This window comes from Mesorhizobium sp. B2-1-8 (assembly GCF_006442545.2).
Taxonomy (GTDB): domain Bacteria; phylum Pseudomonadota; class Alphaproteobacteria; order Rhizobiales; family Rhizobiaceae; genus Mesorhizobium.
On record NZ_CP083952.1, the window covers coordinates 6,205,311 to 6,222,828 of the forward strand.

The window sequence follows — 17,518 nt, forward strand, 5'->3', positions numbered from 1 at the left end:
TCGCGGCGAATAGGATTCGCCCGACCTGCTGTAAGTTTCTGATTTTATGCATGTCGTTATCCCGGAACCGAGGACACTTCCAGGCGACATGCATCAGCAGGATCCCTGTCGCGGTTGCACCGATCGGAAAGACCGCCTAACAGAAAGGCTGATTGCCAACCTTCAGGTGTGAAATCCGCATGGCCTTGAAACTCATTGCGCTCGACGACCAGGATCTGAGCATCGTCTCGGCTCATCTCCAGGACGCCGTGATGAAGGTCGCGGACCTCGAATTCCTGCCCAAGGCCAAACGGTTCGTGCTGACCATGAACCGTTTCGTGTGGGAGGCCAAATCCGGCCTGTTTCGCCAGCACAATGAACGACGGCAGGCCGTGCTGCATTTCGACCGGGTGCTGGGCGCCAAGACCAACGGCATCGCCCGCGACAAGCCGGCCGAAATCCTCTCCCTGCTGGCGATCAGCTTCATCGAGATCAGCAAGCCCGCCGGCATCGTCGAACTGATCTTTTCGGGCGGCGGCACGATCATGCTCGATGTCGAATGCATCGAGGCCCGCCTTGCCGATATCGGCGGCGCGTGGGAAGCCACGTCACGCCCCATACACAGGGCTTGAGCATACGATGGCCATCACGCTCCGCCAGTCCGACGCCGATTTCGAGCAGCGTTTCGCCGCGTTCCTCCTGACCAAGCGCGAGGTATCGGCCGATGTCGACGCCGTGGTGCGCGACATCATCGCGCGCGTGCGTGCCGAGGGCGACGCGGCACTGATCGACTACACGCAGAAATTCGGCGGAGGCGACCTCGCCGATCTCGGCATTGCCGTCTCGGCGGAAGACATCGCCGGCGCCTATGCCGAGGCCGATCCGGCCACGGTCGAGGCGCTGAAATTCGCACGTGACCGCATCCGGTCCCATCACCAGCGGCAAAAGCCGCAGGACGAACGCTACACCGATGCCGCCGGCGTCGAGCTCGGCTCGCGCTGGACCGCGATCGACGCGGTCGGGCTCTATGTGCCGGGCGGCACGGCAAGCTATCCAAGTTCGGTGCTGATGAACGCCGTGCCGGCCAAGGTAGCCGGCGTCGAGCGCATCGTCATGGTCGTGCCGGCACCGCACGGCGTCGTCAACCCGCTGGTGCTGGTGGCGGCGGATATATCGGGCGTCTCCGAAATCTACCGCGTCGGCGGCGCGCAGGCGATCGCGGCACTTGCCTATGGTACGCAGACGATCAAGCCGGTGGCCAAGATCGTCGGCCCCGGCAATGCCTATGTCGCCGCGGCCAAGCGGCGGGTATTCGGCACTGTCGGCATCGACATGATCGCCGGGCCGTCGGAAGTGCTTGTGGTGGCCGACGGCGGCAATGATCCGGAGTGGATCGCGGCGGACCTGCTTGCCCAGGCCGAGCATGACGTGTCGTCGCAGTCGATCCTGATCACCGACGACCCGGCTTTCGGCAAAGCGGTCGAACAGGCGGTCGAACGCCAGTTGCAGAGCCTGTCGCGGGGCGAGACGGCGGCGGCGAGCTGGCGCGATTTCGGCGCCGTCATCCTGGTTCCGACCATCGAGGCGTCGCTGCCGCTGGTCGACCGTATCGCCGCCGAACATGTCGAGCTGGCCATCGACGATGCCGAGGGCTTCCTGGCGAAGATGCGCAACGCGGGCGCGGTTTTTCTCGGCCGCCACACTCCCGAGGTCATCGGCGACTATGTCGGCGGCTCCAACCACGTGCTACCGACAGCGCGCTCGGCGCGCTTCTCGTCGGGCCTGTCAGTGCTCGACTTCGTCAAGCGCACCTCGGTCCTGAAGCTCGGGCCGGAGCAGTTGCGCATGCTGGCACCGGCGGCGATCGCACTCGCGCAGGCGGAAGGGCTCGACGCGCATGGTCGCTCCGTCGCCATACGGCTGAACATGTAGGCCGGCATGACGGGCCACCATCAAACCCGCGCAAAACTGATCGATGTCGAACTCGATGAATCGATCGGCCGTTCGACGCCCGATATCGAGCATGAGCGGGCGGTGGCGATCTTCGACCTGATCGAGGAGAACAGTTTTAAGCCTGTCAATGACAGCGGCACAGGTCCTTACCGGCTGAAGCTGTCGCTGGCCGAGTCCCGCCTGGTCTTTGCCGTGGCGCGCGAGGACGGCGCCGCCGTCGTCACCCACATCCTGTCGCTGACGCCGCTCAGGCGCATCGTCAAAGATTACTACATGATCTGCGAGAGCTATTACGACGCCATCCGCTCCTCGACGCCGAGCCACATCGAGGCGATCGACATGGGCCGCCGTGGCCTGCACAATGAGGGCTCGCAGACACTGATGGATCGGCTCTCCGGCAAGATCGACATCGACTTCGACACGGCGCGACGCCTGTTCACGCTGGTCTGCGTGCTGCACTGGCGGGGCTGATCCTGGTCCCCGGCGCCCTGCCCCACTCGGTCCTGTTCCTGTGCGGCATGAATGCCGTGCGCTCGCCGATGGCCGAGCAGCTGGCGCGCCGGGTGCTGCCCGCCACAATTTTCGTCGCCTCGGCCGGCGTGCGCGCCGGCGAGCGCGACCCGTTCGTCGACGCCGTGCTTGCCGAGGACGGCCTGATGCTGGGCGAACGCCATCCACGGAAGCTGGACGATCTCGAGGACGACTATTTCGACCTGATCGTGACACTGGCGCCGGAGGCGCACCATGCCGCGCTCGAACTCACCCGCTCGCTTGCCGTCGAGGTGGAATACTGGCCGACGCCGGACCCGACCGGTGCCGGCGGCACGCGCGAACAGATCATGGCCAGCTATCGCGACGTGCGCGAGCGGCTGAAGTTGCGCATAAGCCGACGTTTTTTGCTTCCCGAAGCAAAAAACGCGACGGATTAAGCGTGTTCACAAGCGCACGATTATCATATAGGTTCCGCCGAAATTCCGGCTAGAGTCGGATGATTTCAGGTCTGTCCGACCTGAAATCATCCGACTCTAGGTCAAAGAAGTAGAGCATGATGTCGTCGGAAATCCGCTTCACACTTTTCGGCATCATGCTCTAGGCGCCGGAACTGTCATCCAAGCAAAGGTATCGAATGCCGAAGGAAGAAGTCCTCGAGTTTCCGGGTATCGTCACGGAATTGTTGCCCAACGCGATGTTCAGGGTGAAGCTCGAAAACGAACACGAGATCATCGCCCATACGGCCGGCCGCATGCGCAAGAACCGCATCCGCGTGCTGACCGGCGACAAGGTTCTGGTCGAGATGACGCCATACGACCTGACCAAGGGCCGCATCACCTACCGTTTCAAGTAAGATCAAGACCCGAGCGCGATGAGCATTTCGCAAAAGCTGGTGCTTGCCTCGGGTTCGCCGCGCCGCATCGAACTCTTGCAGCAGGCCGGCATCGAGCCGGATCGCATCCTGCCAGCCGATATCGACGAAACGCCGCTGCGTGCCGAGCATCCGCGTTCGCTGGCCAAACGCCTGTCGAAGGAAAAGGCCGAGAAGGCGTTCGCGTCGCTGAAGACCGAGACGGACTATGCGCCGAGCTTCGTGCTGGCCGCCGACACGGTGGTCGCCGTCGGGCGGCGCATCCTGCCCAAGGCCGAAACGCTGGATGACGCCGCCAACTGCCTCGGGCTGCTGTCCGGCCGGTCGCACCGGGTCTATTCCGGCATCTGCCTGATCACGCCGGGGGGCAAAATGCGCCAGCGGCTGGTCGAGACGCGGGTGCGTTTCAAGCGGCTGCCGCGCGAGGAGATCGACGCCTATGTCGCCTCGGGCGAATGGCGCGGCAAGGCCGGCGGCTATGCCGTCCAGGGTCTCGCCGGCTCCTTCGTCGTCAAGCTCGTCGGCTCCTACACCAACATCGTCGGCCTGCCGCTCTATGAGACGGCGGCGCTGCTCTCGGGCGAAGGTTTCAAGGCCCATCAAAACTGGCTGTCCGCGCGGCCATGAGCCTCGACGACAAAGTGACGCCGTTGCGGCCCAAGCGCCCTTGCCCCGAATGCGGCAAGCCGTCGGCGCGCGAGACCTATCCGTTCTGCTCGACGCGCTGCAAGGACATCGACCTCAACCGCTGGCTGAAGGGCGCCTATGTCATCTCGGCGCGCGACGACGAGGAAGAACCGGACACCGACGAGCCGAAATGAAGCCAGGGCCGAAATGAAGCCAGGGCCGAAATGAAGCCAGGGCCGCCGGTCAGGCGGCCTGGTTCTTGCGATTTCCACGCGTCCAGGCTGGCAGCCAGTCGCCGTGAGCGGCCAGGAGATCATCGACCAGTGACCAGATCTGGTCGAGGTCGAGTTCGGCCGCAGTGTGCGGGTCCATCATCGCCGCGTGGTAGATGTGTTCGCGGTTTTCGCTCATCAGCGCCCGCACCGTCAGTTCCTGCACATTGATGTTGGTGCGGATCAGCGCCGTAAGCTGCGGCGGCAGGTCGCCGATATTGGTCGGCTGGATGCCGGAAGCATCGACGAGGCACGGCACTTCGGCGGCACAATCGCGGGGCAGCGAGGTGATGCATCCATTGTTGCGGACATTGCCGTAGATCACCGACGGCTCGCCGGTCCAGACCGAATTCATGATCGATGAGGCATATTCCTTGGACTCCTCGACCTCGATGCGCTGGGCCGAGTTATAGGCCTGCGCCTGGTCTTTCCAGCGCTCGATCTGCTCGATGCAGCGCTTGGGGTATTCATCGAGCGGAATGCCGTATTTCTCGATCAGATCGGGGCGGCCGTCCTTGATGAAATAGGGCGTGTATTCGGCAAAATGTTCCGAGCTTTCGGTGACGAAATAACCCAGCCGGGTCAGCATCTCGTAGCGCACCTTGTTGGGGCAGCGGGGGTTCCAGCCGGGCTTCGGCGCGCGGCCTTCGCGATAGGCGCGCACAAGATCGGGATAGAGGTCGCGGTAGGATCCGTCCGGCTGGCGATGTTCGAACTTCAGGTAGAAGGCCATGTGATTGATGCCGGCCGAGCGGTAACGAATCTCGTCGTAGGGAAGGTCGAGATCGTGCGCCAGTTCCATCGCCGTGCCTTGCACCGAGTGGCACAGCCCGACCTGCCTGATCTCGGGGTATTTCTCTGAGATCGCCCAGGTGTTGATCGCCATCGGGTTGACGTATTGCAGCATGATCGCCTGCGGACACACGGCAAGCATGTCCTCGCAGATCTTCCAAAGATGCGGCACGGTCCTCAGGCCGCGCATGATGCCGCCGACGCCGAGCGTATCGGCGATCGTCTGGCGCAGGCCGTATCTCTTCGGCACCTCGAAATCCGTGACGGTACAGGGCTCATAGCCGCCGATCTGGAAGGCGACGACGACGAAATCTGCGCCCGCCAGCGCCTTGCGCTGGTCCGTGTAGGTTTCGGCCTTCGCCTTGACGCCGAGTGTGGCGATCAGCTTGTTGACGACGACGGCGCTTTCTTCCAGCCGCTGCGGATTGATGTCCATCAGCGCGATCGTGGCGCCCGAAAGCGCCGGGCGCTGCAGCACGTCGCCGACAATGTTCTTCATGAACACCGTCGAACCGGCACCGATGAAAGTGATCCTGGGATGTCTTGCCAATGTAACCTCCGGCATGTGTTCAGGCCACGTCGAAAGCGGCCCTGACGAGCCGTTCGGTGTAGGCGGTCTTGGGATTGGTGAGGACCTCGTCGACGGGTCCCTGCTCAACGATCTTGCCGTGCTGCATGACGATGACGCGGTGGCACAGCGCGCGCACCACCTTGAGGTCGTGCGAAATGAAGAGGTAGCTCAGGCCGCGCTCATCCTGCAGCTTGCGCAGCAGATCGATGATCTGCGCCTGGACGGAGAGGTCCAGCGCCGATGTCGGCTCGTCGAGCAGGATGAATTCGGGTTCGAGCGCGATGGCCCGCGCAATCGCGATGCGCTGGCGCTGGCCACCGGAGAATTCATGCGGAAACCGCGACAGGATATCGCCCGGCATGCCGGCGCTGACCAGCGCCTCGCGCACCCGCTCGACCCGTTCGCGCCGTGTCGCGCCGATGCTGTTGACGATCAGCCCTTCCTCGATGATCTGGCCGATCGTCATGCGCGGGTTGAGCGAGGAGAACGGATCCTGGAAAACGATCTGCATGCGCGAACGCAGCGGCCGCATCTGCGCTCGCGACAAGCCATGGATAGGCTGGCCATCGAAGCGGATCTCGCCGCGTTTGGCGTCGGTCAACCTCAGCAGCGCCTGGCCGAAGGTGGTCTTGCCGGAACCGGATTCGCCGACCAGGCCCAGCGTCTCGTGGCGGCAAAGCTTGAGGTCGAGATCGTCGACGGCGACCAGTTCACGCCAGTCGGGCTTCAGGAACGTGCCGTGGCGCAGCATGAAGCAGACGCGCACGCCATTCGCCTCGAGGATGGTGCCTGAGCCCTCGGGCAGCGGTTGCGGTCGGCCGCGTGGCTCGGACGCAAGCAGCCGCTGCGTGTAGGGATGACGCGGAGCGGCGAAGAGCCGTTCGGTGACGTTGTGCTCGCACATTTCGCCATGCTGCATCACATAGACATAGTCGGAAAACTTGCGCACCACGGTGAGATCGTGGGTGATCAGGATCACCGCCATCCGCAGCTCTTTCTGCAGATTGCGGATCAGGTTGAGGATCTGTGCCTGGACAGTGACATCAAGCGCGGTCGTCGGCTCATCGGCGATCAGCACGTCGGGATCGTTGGCGAGCGCCATGGCGATCATCACGCGCTGCCGCTGCCCGCCCGAGAGCTGGTGCGGATATTGTTTGAGCCGCGCCTCGGGTTCGGGAATCTGCACATGCCGCAGCAGTTCGAGCGCCCGTGCCCAGGCTTGCCTGCGGCTCACCTTGCGATGCACCCGGATTGCTTCGACGATCTGGCTGCCGACCGTATAGATCGGATTGAGCGAGCTCATCGGCTCCTGGAAGATCATCGAGATGCGGTTGCCGCGCAGCTTGCGCCGGGCGCTTTCGGGGAATTTCAGGATGTCCTGACCGTCGTAACAGATGCTCGATTTCGGCGACACGGTGGCGCGGCGCGACAGCAACCCCATGACGGTGCGCGCCGTCACGGACTTGCCGGAACCAGATTCGCCGACGATCGCGATCGTCTCGCCGCGATAGAGCTGGAACGAGATGTCCTTGACCGCCTCGACGACGCCGTGCTCGACCTTGAAGGCGACCTCGATGTTGCGGGCATCGATGACGGGCTCTCCCTGGCGCCCATCATGGTCAAGGCGGAAGGCTGGTGCGAAGGGCTCCGCGAGTACGACGGTCATCCCGGTCCCCTCAATATGGATCGACGGCATCGCGCAGGCCGTCGCCCAGCGCGTTGAAGGCAAAGACGGTGATGAGCACGAAACCGACCGGCGACAGGATCCAGGGATAGGTGCCGATGACCGAATAGGTCGCGGTGTCCTGCAGCATCAGGCCCCAGGAGATCAGCGGCGGCTTGACGGCAAAACCGAGGAACCCGAGGAAGGATTCGAGCAGCACCACCGTCGGGATCGCCAGCGTCACGGCGACGATCACGTGGCTCATCACATTGGGGAAGATGTGCTGCAGAATGATGCGCCGGTCTGTCGCACCGACGGCCATGGCGGCGCGCACATACTCTATGCGCGCCAGCGCCAGTGTCTTGCCGCGCACCTCGCGCGACATCTGCGCCCAGCCGAGCGCCGACATGACGATGATGACGAAGGCGAGGAACACATCGGTCGGCGCGGTGACCGGGATCAGCGTCGTCAGCGCCAAGTAGAGCGGCAGTTGCGGGAAGGCGAGCACCAGTTCGACGAAGCGCTGCATCCAGACATCGAACCGGCCGCCGAAATAGCCGGAGACCATGCCAACGGTGGTGCCGATGACGGTGATGATGAAGACAACCGTCAGCGCGATCATCAGCGAGACGCGCGAGCCGTGGATGGCGCGCGACAGCACGTCGCGGCCGAACTTGTCGGTGCCGAGGAAATGCACCGGCTGGCCGTCCGTCGAGGCGAAGAAATGCCGGTTCGCCGGTATCAGCCCGAAGAGCTTGTAGGGTGCGCCTTCGACAAAGAAGCCGAGCAGCCTCGGATGGTCGTAGTCGGGGCCGACGATGGGCTGGAAAGTGACCGGATCGAGGTCGGCCGAATCGGCCAGCGCGTAGACCCTCGGCCGCGCGACGAAATTGCCGTCCTTGTCATGGAAGGACGGCAGCTGCGGCGGGGCGAAGCCGACATCGGTCGCCTTCGGATCCATCGGCGCCAGGAATTCGGCGAACACGGCCATGACCAGGAGCAGCACCACCAGCCAAAGCCCGGCCATACCGGTCCAGGAGCGCTTCAGCCGGCGCCAGACCAGCGCCATGTAGCTCTCATTGCCGCGTGTGGGCGCCACCGTGGCTCGCTCGGCCGGCAGTGGCGGTGGTGAAGGGTCTCGTGCCAGCATCTAGCCCTCCCCGAACTGGCGCACGCGCGGATCGAGCAGGACGAGCAGCATGTCGGCGATGATGTTGCCGACGATCAGCGTCGCCGACAGCACCATCATGAAGGTGGCGGTGACATAGACGTCGCCGACCGCCATCGAGCCGACGATCGCCGGACCGACGGTCGGCAGCGCGAAGATGATGGCCGTCTCGATCTCGCCGGTCAGCATATAGGGCAGCACCACGCCCTGATACATGACCAGCGGATGCAGTGCGTTGGGCACCGCGTGGCGCATGACGACGGCTCCGCCAGTCAGTCCCTTGGCTCTCGCCGTCTCGACATATTGCGCGTTGAGCGTGTCGAGCAGATTGCCGCGCATGACGCGCATATTGTAGGCGAGGCCGCCGAAGGTGGCGATGGCCACCACCGGCCAGACATGCTTGACCAGGTCGACGAATTTGGCCCACGACCATGGCGCACCGCCATATTGCGGCGAGAAGAACGAGCCGATCTCCGACACGTTGAACTGGAAGACCAGGAGATAGACGATGATCAGCGCCATCAGGAAGCGCGGCACCGTCATGCCGAGGAACGAAATCGCCGACAGGGTCGAGTCGATCCAGGTGTATTGGCGGGTCGCCGCCCAGATGCCGAAGGTGATGCCGAGCACCGATGCAAGCAGATGGCAGACCAGCGCGAGCAGCAGCGTGCGCGGCAGCCGCTCGCCGACCACGTCGGCCACCGGCTTGTTGTAATAGAGGCTGTAGCCGAAATCGCCGCGGGTGACGATGCCGCCGACCCAGTTGAGATACTGGACGGGCAGCGGCTTATCGAGGCCGTGTTCGACGCGATAGGCCTGGGCTTGCGCGTCGGCCTCGGCGAAAGAGGCTCCGCCCTGGTTGATGAGCTGCGAGCGGATGTAATCGGCATAGTCGCCAGGCGGCGCCTGGATGATGGCAAAGGTGACCAGGCTCAGAATAACGAGAACCGGTATTGCCGACGCTATGCGCGTGAGCAGGAATCGCAGCATGGACGGTCCGCTTCCTCATCTCGCCGGGTCGCTCCCTTGGAGGGGCGTTCGGAGGGTTGGTTTGTCCCGGCCGCGCCAGCGACGCGGCCGGGTCTCTCTCAGTCAGGGGAGGTAAACTTACATCGGGGTCCTTAAACTTACATCGGCCCCTTGTCTCCGGGCTTGCCGGGAAGCTCTTCGGGGAAAAGTTCGTATTTGGCCTGCTTGTCGGCCGCGACGAAGACCCGTTCGCGTATGATCGAATCCTCGGCCCAGTTGAACATGAAGATCGGGGTGCCCTGCGGAATGTTCGAGAAGCGCTTGTTGATGATCAGCGCGCCGGGATATTCCGTCAGGCCGATATTGTAGACGTGTTCGGTCGAGATCTTCTGGAAGTCCCGCATCAGACTGGCGCGCTGGTCGTTATCCGCCGACGAGACGAACTTGTTGACGATGTCGACGAGGTCCTTCTCGAAAGGCATCAGATCGACCTCGCCGCTTTCCGGCGCGCGGTGATCCCAGCTGGTCTTGGGGCCGACTGGAGCGAGCTGCACGGTGTTCTGCACCACGGAGGTCAGCTCCTGCTCATTGCGCCGGATCAGCCAGTCGAAGCGGCCTGAGTATTGCGTGGCATCGCGCTGGGTGCCGTTAAGCCCGTTGAGCACGATCCGCAGGCCAAGCTTCTCCATCTGCGCGACCACGCCTTCGGCGAGGCTCTTGTCGGTCGTGTAGTCGTTGTTGACCAGCATCACGATCTCGACATTCTTGCCGCCGGCGGTACCGGCCGGGAAGTTGACGAAACCATCGCCGTCGGTGTCCTTCAGGCCGGCCTTGGCGAGTTCGGCCTTGGCGCCCTTGAGGTCGAAAGGATAGTAGACGGTGGATTTGCGGTCATAGAAGCTGGTGCCCGAGGAGAGGCCGCCCGGATAGATCGCGGTGAACGGCCCCTTGACGAGGGAATCGCCCAGCGCCTTGCGGTCAAGCGCCATGGTGACGGCCTTGCGGAAATCCTCGTTGCGGTTCAGTTCGCGGATCGCCTGGCCGCGCTCGTCCGGGTTGCCCCAGCCATTGGCGGAAAAGTTCAGGCGCAGATTGTAGCCGATCAGCCGCGGGCCGAAGGCCAGACGTGCCGGCGCATTCGGCTCCGCCGCGCGCTTCAGAGAGGCAACGAAATTTTCCGGCTGCTCAAGATTGGAGAAGTCGCCTGCACCGGCGACAGCCTGAACGTCGCGGTCGGCCCAGGTCGACAGCTTGTAATGCAGCTCGTTGAGATAGGGCAGTTGGTTGCCCTTCTCGTCCACCTTCCAATAGTACGGATTGCGGCGCATGACGATGATGTCGTCGGCCCGATATTCGACCGGCACCCAGGCGCCCATGACCGGCATGTTCATATATTCCGGCGGGAAGGCGTTCTTGAACTGGTCGTAGGTGTTCTTCGAATATTTCGGGTGCTGCGGCTTCAAGATGTGCGAGGGACCGGGGCAGAAGGTGCCATAGGCCATTGCGTAGAGGTGCTGTTTCGGGAACGCATCCTTGAAGGTCCACTCGACGGTGTAGTCGTCGATTTTCTTGAGCGTCGTGCCGACGCCGAAGGTCTCCTGGGTGGCGCCATTGAGCGGCGAGACGTTGGGATCCATGACCTCGTCGTCCCAGTAGAACATGAGATCGTCGGCGTTGAATGGCACGCCGTCGGACCATTTGGCACCTTCGACGAGATGCATGGTCAGCTTGTGGCCATCGGTTGACCAATCCCAGCTTTTGGCGAGGTTGGGCAGCGGCTCGGTGTCCTTCGCCTCGACCTGGAACAGCGGCGCGGTGCGCGTCAGGCATTCGGAAAGGCCGATGTCGATGCCGCCCCAGCCCTGGGTCTGGCCGGCGCCGTAGTTCCAGCCTTCCGGCCGGCCGCCGATGACATGGCGCATCGTATCGCCGTACACGCCGATGCCATCAGGCATGTTGCCGGTCTTGAAGACCAGCGGCTCCTTCGGCAGCCGATCTTTCACCGGCGGCAGCTTGCCTGCCTTGACGTATTTTTCCGTGACCCAGTCGGGCTCGTGATACTCGGGCAGCGCCTTGAACTCCAGGATGGAGTCGCGCGCCACGTACTTGATCTTGCCCTCGGCCGGAAACGTCGCCGGCACCGGCGCGACGGTCGGTTCGGAAGCGAAAGCGTTGAGCGCCGGAACGGAGACGCTCAGCGCCAGTCCAGCGGCAATGCCAATGCTGCGTAGGTTCCTCATTGTCTCCTCCCTCGTGTTCAGACGTCTGCTGCTGCTCGTCTTGTTTATGCCTCGACGCAATTGCGGATGGAAAACCGCTTCACACTCTTCCTGGAACTGCTTCCGGACGACTGACTGCGATGGACCTGCCTCCCGTGGGTCCGCCGCCGCGCCCGGTTTTTCAGCCAGCCTGTTTCAGTGCGGCTTTTTCGGCGCGCAATTCCTCGATCGAGCGCACGTTCCGCCGCGCGGCACCCGCCCATTCGCGGGTCTTGACCGCTGATTTCGACAACCGCTCCTTGGCCGCCGGAATCGCATGCGCATATTGCGGTAACCACTGCGCCTGAGCGACGACCATTTCGTCGACCATCTGCCAGACCTCCTCCGGCGTCGAGACGGCGCCGACCAGCGGGTCGTGCAGCACGGCGAGCTTCAGAAGATCGATGTCGCCTGAGATCGCGGCATGGACCGACATGCGCTGGACGTTGATCGAGGCCATGCAGGTGGCGGCACAGGCTTCCGGCAGCGTGATGCCGGCGGCCATATTGATGCCGAAGCGGTCGACGAAACCGGGTGACTCGATGATGGCGTCGCGTGGCAGATTGGTGATGACGCCGTCGTTCTTGACGTTGAAGTGGCCACGATAGACGCGGTTGGTTTCCAGCGCCTCCAATATGTGGCTGGCATGCTCGTTGGAGCGCTTTGACGCATCGATCGGCTTCGACGCCGCTTCGAGGAATTGCGGGTATTCGGTCTCGAACCAGTTGCGGGTCTCAGTGGAATAACGGAGGTAACCGCCCGTCTCGCCATGGATCCAGTCCGACATGTCGATCCAGCGCGTGATCTCGTCGGGACGCTTGCGGTACCAGGGCAGATATTCGGAGAGATGCCCGTTGCTTTCGGTCGAATAGACACCGAAGCGCTTGAGCACGTCGATGCGCAGCTTTTCCTGCTGGGAATAGACCGGGTGCGCCTCGAAGGCGGCGACCAGTTCGTCCTTGCCGATTTCACGGCCGTTCAGCCGCAGCTCGACGAACCAGGTCTGGTGGTTGATGCCGGAACAGACATAATCGAGTTCCCGCGGCGATTTCGCGCCCAGCACCTCGGCAATCTGTTCGGCGCCATGCTGGACTCCGTGGCAGAGACCGACCGTGTCGACCTTGCCGTATTCGATCGCCGCCCAGGTGTTCATCGCCATCGGGTTGGCGTAGTTGAGGAATTTCGCATTCGTCTCCGCTACCTCGCGAATGTCCCGGCAGAAATCGAGGATCACTGGAATGTTGCGCTGGCCGTAGAGGATGCCACCGGCGCAGATGGTGTCGCCGACGCACTGGTCGATGCCATATTTCAAGGGAATGCGGATATCGTCGGCATAGGCTTCGAGGCCGCCAACCCGCACGCAGCTGATGATATAGCGCGCGCCCTCGATCGCCTTGCGGCGGTCGGTCGTCGCGGTCACCCTGGTCGGCAATCCGTTCGCCTCGACGATCCTGTCGAGGATCGCCTTGATCATCCCAAGATTGTGCTCGCTGACGTCAGTCAGCGCGAATTCGATGTCCTTGAATTCCGGCACGCAGAGAATGTCGGTGAACAGCTTCTTGGTGAAACCAACGCTGCCTGCGCCGATAATAGCGATTTTGAAACTCATCACCTTCACCTCGATCCAATCGAATGCTAGGCAAGGAGCAGCAAGGGAGGAAAACGGCCACACGCCTTGGCGTGCATGCCATTCAAGCCGGAAACCGGCTTTCTCTCCTCCCGCCCGCTCCTCGATCGCGGGTTATTCGCGTTCTTCGAGGCGGGATTATGCGCATATTCGCGGGCACGGCCAGAGAAGGATTATGCTTTCAGGGGTAATTTTGTGCTGCGGGATTTGATCGCCAACGGACAGTCGATGCGGACGGTCTCGCTGCCGCGCGGCCGCCAGCGCCTGCATGCCATGCCGACAAGCACGGGCTATGAGGTGCGCGAGGACGTGACCTATGACTGGGACGGGCGAAAGCGCGGCCAGACACCGTTCACCGTGCTGCAGCATACGATCAGCGGTACCGGCCGGCTGCGCTACGAGAGCCGGGATTACCGCCTGCAGACGAACGACACGCTGCTGGTGCTGGTGCCGCACAACCACCGCTACTGGCTGGCGAAGGGCGACCGCTGGGAATATTTCTGGATCTCGATGAACGGCGAGGAGGCGTTGCGCATCCACAAATCGATCCTCGACGTGTCGGGACCGGTCTTTCGGCTGCAGCCGGCGACGATCGATCATCTCGCCGATTGCAGCCTTCGCCTCATCCAGGGGGCCGCTTCGCCAGGCGCTGCTTCGGCCATCGCCTACGAGGCGGCGATGGCGCTCTATGACGATGTGTTCGGCTCGCACGCCTTTGCCGAAAAACAGAGCGCCATGCAGCCGGTCATCGATCACATCAACGCCAATCTCGACAAAGCCCTGCCGGTGGCGGACCTCGTCCAGATCAGCGGGCTCAGCCGGGCCCATTTCTCGCGCTGCTTCGCCGAGAGCGAGGGCCTGCCGCCCGCCGAGTTCGTGCTGCAGCAGCGGCTGCAACGGGCGGCGAAACTGCTGACCAAGGCGGACTTCCTGCCGGTAAAGGAAGTGGCCATCCTGTGCGGTTTCGAGGACGCGAATTATTTTTCGAAGGTCTTCCGCCGGCTTTACGGCACGACGCCCAGCCAGTTCCGCACGACCGGCATGTATGCCAGCCTGCAAATGCCGGCCAGGCGCGGCGTCAGGCTGTCGGACGACGAAGCCTGACGCCGCTTGGGACCTTGTTTTGTCAGGCCGCGTGCAGGCTGCCGCCGTCCAGCCACTCGAGTTCGGCAGGCGAAAGCGCGATGTCCAGCGCACGCAAGCTGTCGTCCAGTTCGCCCAGCGTGCGGGGCCCTATCAACGGAACCGACGGGAAAGGCTGATTGAGCACATAGGCCAACGCAATGTGGATCGGGCTCTTGCGCAGCCGTGCGGCGAGTTCGATCGCGCGGTCGCGGCGGCCGAAATTGCGCTCGGAGTACCAGACCCGAACCAGTTCCTCGCTGTCGCGCCTGTCGCGCCCGGCGCGGTCGGTGAAGAAGCCCCGCCCCTGGCTCGACCAGGCGAAGTTCGGCATCTGCCTGGACGTCAGCCAGGCTTTCCAATCATCGGTGGAGGAGGTGACGCAGCCGGCCCAGATCGGCTCCAGCATTTCGGCCAGCGAGAAGTTGTTGGAGAGCACGCCGGGCTTCTGCTTGCCGGTGCGCTCGGCATAGGCAATCGCCTCGTCCATGCGCTGCATCGTCCAGTTCGAGCCGCCGAACGGACCGCGAATGCGCCCGGCCTTGACCTCGCGGTCCATGGCGTCGACGAATTCGCCGACCGGCACGTCCGGATTGTCGCGATGCATGAAATAGACATCGACATGGTCGGTCTGCAGGCGGTCTAGCGACTGGGCAAGCTGCTTGGCGATCACGTCGGGATAGCAGAGCGGCGAATGCGCGCCCTTGGCGATGACGACCGACTGCTCGCGCACGCCACGGTTCCTGAGCCATTGGCCGAGCAGCGTCTCGGTGTAGCCGCCGCCATAGACATAGCCGGTGTCGAAGAGATTGCCGCCAGCCTCGAAGAAGGCGTCGAGCAGGATCGACCCGGAGGAAAAGGTGCGAAAATCCTCGAAGCCGAGCGCCACCACGGAGGCCGGTTTCGCCAAGCCCGGAATGATGCGCTTGGTGATCGCCGTGCCGCCCGGGCGCAAGGGTCGCCCGGAGATGGTGTTGGTGCGTAGCGAGGCCTTCTCGATCTCATATTCCAGCCCCACCGCCGCGCGCCATCTGTCGAGCACGCGCAAGGTGCCGAGGCTGTCGGCCCAGCTCATGCCCGGCCAGGCGAATTCCTGGCTGCCGGCACGGATCGCCTCGCCGGCGGCGTCGACCTCGAAGGAATAGACATGGCGCATCTCGTTGACGCTGATGGTCTCGCGCGCGCCGTCGGCACCGATCACGTCGATCCGGCCGAGGCCGACATCGCGGTCGCCGCCGGCGAACCAGAAGTCCGGCACCTCGATACGCCCCTTGGTGCCGAAGATGCGCAGGACATTGTCCTGGTTGAGCGAGATGCTGCAGGAAACCTCGGCGACGATGCCGCCGGGAAAATGCAGCAGGGCCGAGGCCCACTCATCGACGCCGGACTGGCCAAGATGGGCAGCGCCAGCGACCTTGTCGGGTTCGGCGAATGGCTTTCCTGCGGCAGCGCCGGCAATCAGCCGCACCATCGAAACGGGATAGCCGCCGACATCGAGGATGCCACCGCCGGCGAGATCGTTGGCGTAGAGCCGGTGCTGCGGCATGAAATCAGGCATGGCGAAGCCGAAGCTCGACTTGATCATCCTGATCTCGCCGATGACGCCGGACTTGATCAGGTCGACCAGTTGCAGCGTCTGCGGATGCAGCCGGTACATGAAAGCCTCGCCGAGGAAGGTGCCGGCCTTGCGCGCCGCATGCATCATGGCGTCGGCCTCGAAAGCGGTCAGCGCGAGCGGCTTTTCGCACAGCACATGCTTTCCGGCTTCGGCCGCCCTGATCGCCCATTGCGCATGGCCGGGATGCGGGACCGCGATATAGATCGCATCGATCTCAGGATCGGCGAGAAGAGCGTCATAACCGTCGAGAATGCGGGCGCCGGGGAAGCTCTCTGCCAGCCCCGGCTTGCCGGGGTTGCGCGCGCCGATGGCGACCAGTTTCCCGGTGCGCGAGCCGGCGACGCCGCCGGCAAAGGCCTTGGCGATGCCGCCCGGCCCAAGAATGCCCCAGCGAATGGGTGTTGATACAGTCATGTCATTCTCCTTGCGGGCTGGGAAAGGGGCGGCCGGTCAGCGCAGCCGCAGCCCTTTTTCGTCGAACAGGTAGGATTTGCGGATGGAAACGGTGACATCTGATGTCTCGGGGACCTTTGCCGCGTCGCGCTGGATCACCACGTCCTCGCCATGGGCCGTCCTGGCATAGAGAAAGCTCGTGCCGCCCAGGTGCTCGACCACGTCGATGGCGACGACAAGGTCGGCGTCGCCTTCACCGGCACCGCCGAAATGCTCGGGCCGCACGCCGACGATGACCTTGCTGCCGGGTTCCGGCGCGGTATCCGTCAGGGGCTGCGTGATGCGGGTTTTCTCCTCGCCCGCCAGCTCGATCACAACACCTTTTGCATCACGCCCGACAATGTGGGCCTTGATGAAGTTCATCTTCGGCGAACCGACAAAGCCGGCCACGAAAATATTGTCGGGATTGTCATAGAGATCGAGCGGCCGGCCGATCTGCTCGACATGGCCGCCGCGCAGCACGACGATCCGGTCGGCGAGCGTCATCGCCTCGGTCTGGTCGTGGGTGACATAGACCATGGTGGCGCCGAGTTCCTTGTGCAGCCTTGAGATCTCGACCCGCATCTGGACGCGCAGTTCGGCATCGAGATTGGAGAGCGGCTCGTCGAAAAGGAACACTTGCGGCTCGCGCACGATGGCGCGGCCGATGGCGACACGCTGGCGCTGGCCACCGGAAAGTTTCTTGGGGCGCCGCTCCATCAATTCGCTGATGCGCAGGATCTCGGCCGCGCGCTTCACCCGCCGCTCGGTGTCGGCCTTGGGGTTGCCGGTCATGCGCAGCCCGAAGGAGAGGTTCTGTTCGACGCTCATATGCGGATAGAGCGCGTAGGACTGGAACACCATGGCGATGCCACGGTCGGCCGGCTCGACATCGTTGACCACCTTGCCGCCGATGGCGATCTCGCCGCCGCTGATGTCCTCCAGCCCGGCGATCATCCGGAGCAGCGTGGACTTGCCGCAGCCCGACGGGCCGACGAAGACGACGAACTCGCCATCGGCGATGTCGATGTTGGCGCCATGGACGACCTCGAAGGCGCCGAAGCGCTTGGCGACATTTGTGAGTGTGACGGTGGCCATTCTGCT

Annotated in this window: 16 protein-coding genes; 8 read left to right on the plus strand and 8 right to left on the minus strand. The window is 63.5% G+C overall.

The features are described from left to right. Positions 1-179: 179 nt before the first annotated feature. The 7 genes from FJ970_RS30335 (at position 180) to yacG (ending at position 4,116) form a co-directional block, all read left to right on the plus strand. Positions 180-611, plus strand: a complete 432-nt coding sequence (locus tag FJ970_RS30335) for a DUF2948 family protein (RefSeq protein WP_140758918.1) — start codon at positions 180-182, stop codon at positions 609-611. 7 nt (positions 612-618) lie between these two features. After that, positions 619-1,911, plus strand: a complete 1,293-nt coding sequence (hisD, locus tag FJ970_RS30340; RefSeq protein WP_140758917.1) for a histidinol dehydrogenase — start codon at positions 619-621, stop codon at positions 1,909-1,911. Between the two features lie 6 nt (positions 1,912-1,917). Further along, positions 1,918-2,403, plus strand: a complete 486-nt coding sequence (locus FJ970_RS30345; RefSeq protein ID WP_140758916.1) for a UPF0262 family protein — start codon at positions 1,918-1,920, stop codon at positions 2,401-2,403. Between the two features lie 47 nt (positions 2,404-2,450). After that, entirely contained in the window at positions 2,451-2,861 is a 411-nt protein-coding gene (locus tag FJ970_RS30350) for a low molecular weight phosphatase family protein (RefSeq protein ID WP_246682584.1), read from the plus strand. A 197-nt stretch (positions 2,862-3,058) separates the two neighbouring features. Then, complete coding sequence (infA, locus tag FJ970_RS30355) at positions 3,059-3,277, plus strand: translation initiation factor IF-1 (RefSeq protein WP_006329283.1); 219 nt, start codon at positions 3,059-3,061, stop codon at positions 3,275-3,277. Positions 3,278-3,295: 18 nt separating this feature from the next. After that, on the plus strand, positions 3,296-3,922 hold the full coding sequence (locus FJ970_RS30360; protein WP_140758914.1) for a Maf-like protein: 627 nt from the start codon (positions 3,296-3,298) through the stop codon (positions 3,920-3,922). Then, on the plus strand, positions 3,919-4,116 hold the full coding sequence (gene yacG / locus FJ970_RS30365) for a DNA gyrase inhibitor YacG (protein ID WP_140758913.1): 198 nt from the start codon (positions 3,919-3,921) through the stop codon (positions 4,114-4,116). The genes FJ970_RS30360 and yacG overlap by 4 nt, the downstream gene beginning before the upstream one ends. A gap of 49 nt (positions 4,117-4,165) precedes the next feature. On the opposite strand, the gene FJ970_RS30370 is transcribed toward yacG, so the two are convergent. From FJ970_RS30370 to FJ970_RS30395, 6 genes are all read right to left on the minus strand, one after another. Then, entirely contained in the window at positions 4,166-5,536 is a 1,371-nt protein-coding gene (locus FJ970_RS30370) for an alpha-glucosidase/alpha-galactosidase (RefSeq protein ID WP_140758912.1), read from the minus strand. A 19-nt stretch (positions 5,537-5,555) separates the two neighbouring features. Further along, positions 5,556-7,223: an ABC transporter ATP-binding protein gene (locus FJ970_RS30375; protein ID WP_140758911.1), complete on the minus strand. Its 1,668-nt coding sequence runs from the start codon at positions 7,221-7,223 to the stop codon at positions 5,556-5,558. Positions 7,224-7,233: 10 nt separating this feature from the next. Then, positions 7,234-8,370 carry an ABC transporter permease gene (locus FJ970_RS30380; protein ID WP_140758910.1) on the minus strand — a complete coding sequence of 379 codons (1,137 nt, stop codon included), beginning with the start codon at positions 8,368-8,370 and terminating at the stop codon, positions 7,234-7,236. Further along, positions 8,371-9,378: an ABC transporter permease gene (locus FJ970_RS30385; RefSeq protein WP_140758909.1), complete on the minus strand. Its 1,008-nt coding sequence runs from the start codon at positions 9,376-9,378 to the stop codon at positions 8,371-8,373. Between the two features lie 137 nt (positions 9,379-9,515). Beyond that, the gene (locus tag FJ970_RS30390) at positions 9,516-11,597 is read right to left on the minus strand and encodes an ABC transporter substrate-binding protein (protein ID WP_140758908.1); all 2,082 of its coding nucleotides are present in this window, start codon (positions 11,595-11,597) and stop codon (positions 9,516-9,518) included. 160 nt (positions 11,598-11,757) lie between these two features. Continuing rightward, positions 11,758-13,224 (minus strand): alpha-glucosidase/alpha-galactosidase, encoded by a 1,467-nt coding sequence (locus FJ970_RS30395; protein WP_140758907.1) that lies wholly within the window; start codon positions 13,222-13,224, stop codon positions 11,758-11,760. Positions 13,225-13,470: 246 nt separating this feature from the next. Between FJ970_RS30395 and FJ970_RS30400 the strand changes: the two genes are divergently transcribed. Continuing rightward, positions 13,471-14,346, plus strand: a complete 876-nt coding sequence (locus FJ970_RS30400) for an AraC family transcriptional regulator (protein ID WP_140758970.1) — start codon at positions 13,471-13,473, stop codon at positions 14,344-14,346. Positions 14,347-14,368: 22 nt separating this feature from the next. Here the strand turns inward: FJ970_RS30400 and FJ970_RS30405 are convergent, their stop codons facing one another. Together FJ970_RS30405 and FJ970_RS30410 are read right to left on the minus strand one after the other, a co-directional pair. Continuing rightward, a complete protein-coding gene (locus FJ970_RS30405; RefSeq protein WP_140758906.1) occupies positions 14,369-16,396 on the minus strand; it encodes an aldo/keto reductase in 2,028 nt (675 codons plus the stop codon). Between the two features lie 36 nt (positions 16,397-16,432). Further along, positions 16,433-17,512, minus strand: a complete 1,080-nt coding sequence (locus FJ970_RS30410) for an ABC transporter ATP-binding protein (RefSeq protein ID WP_140758905.1) — start codon at positions 17,510-17,512, stop codon at positions 16,433-16,435. Between the last annotated feature and the right edge of the window lie 6 nt (positions 17,513-17,518).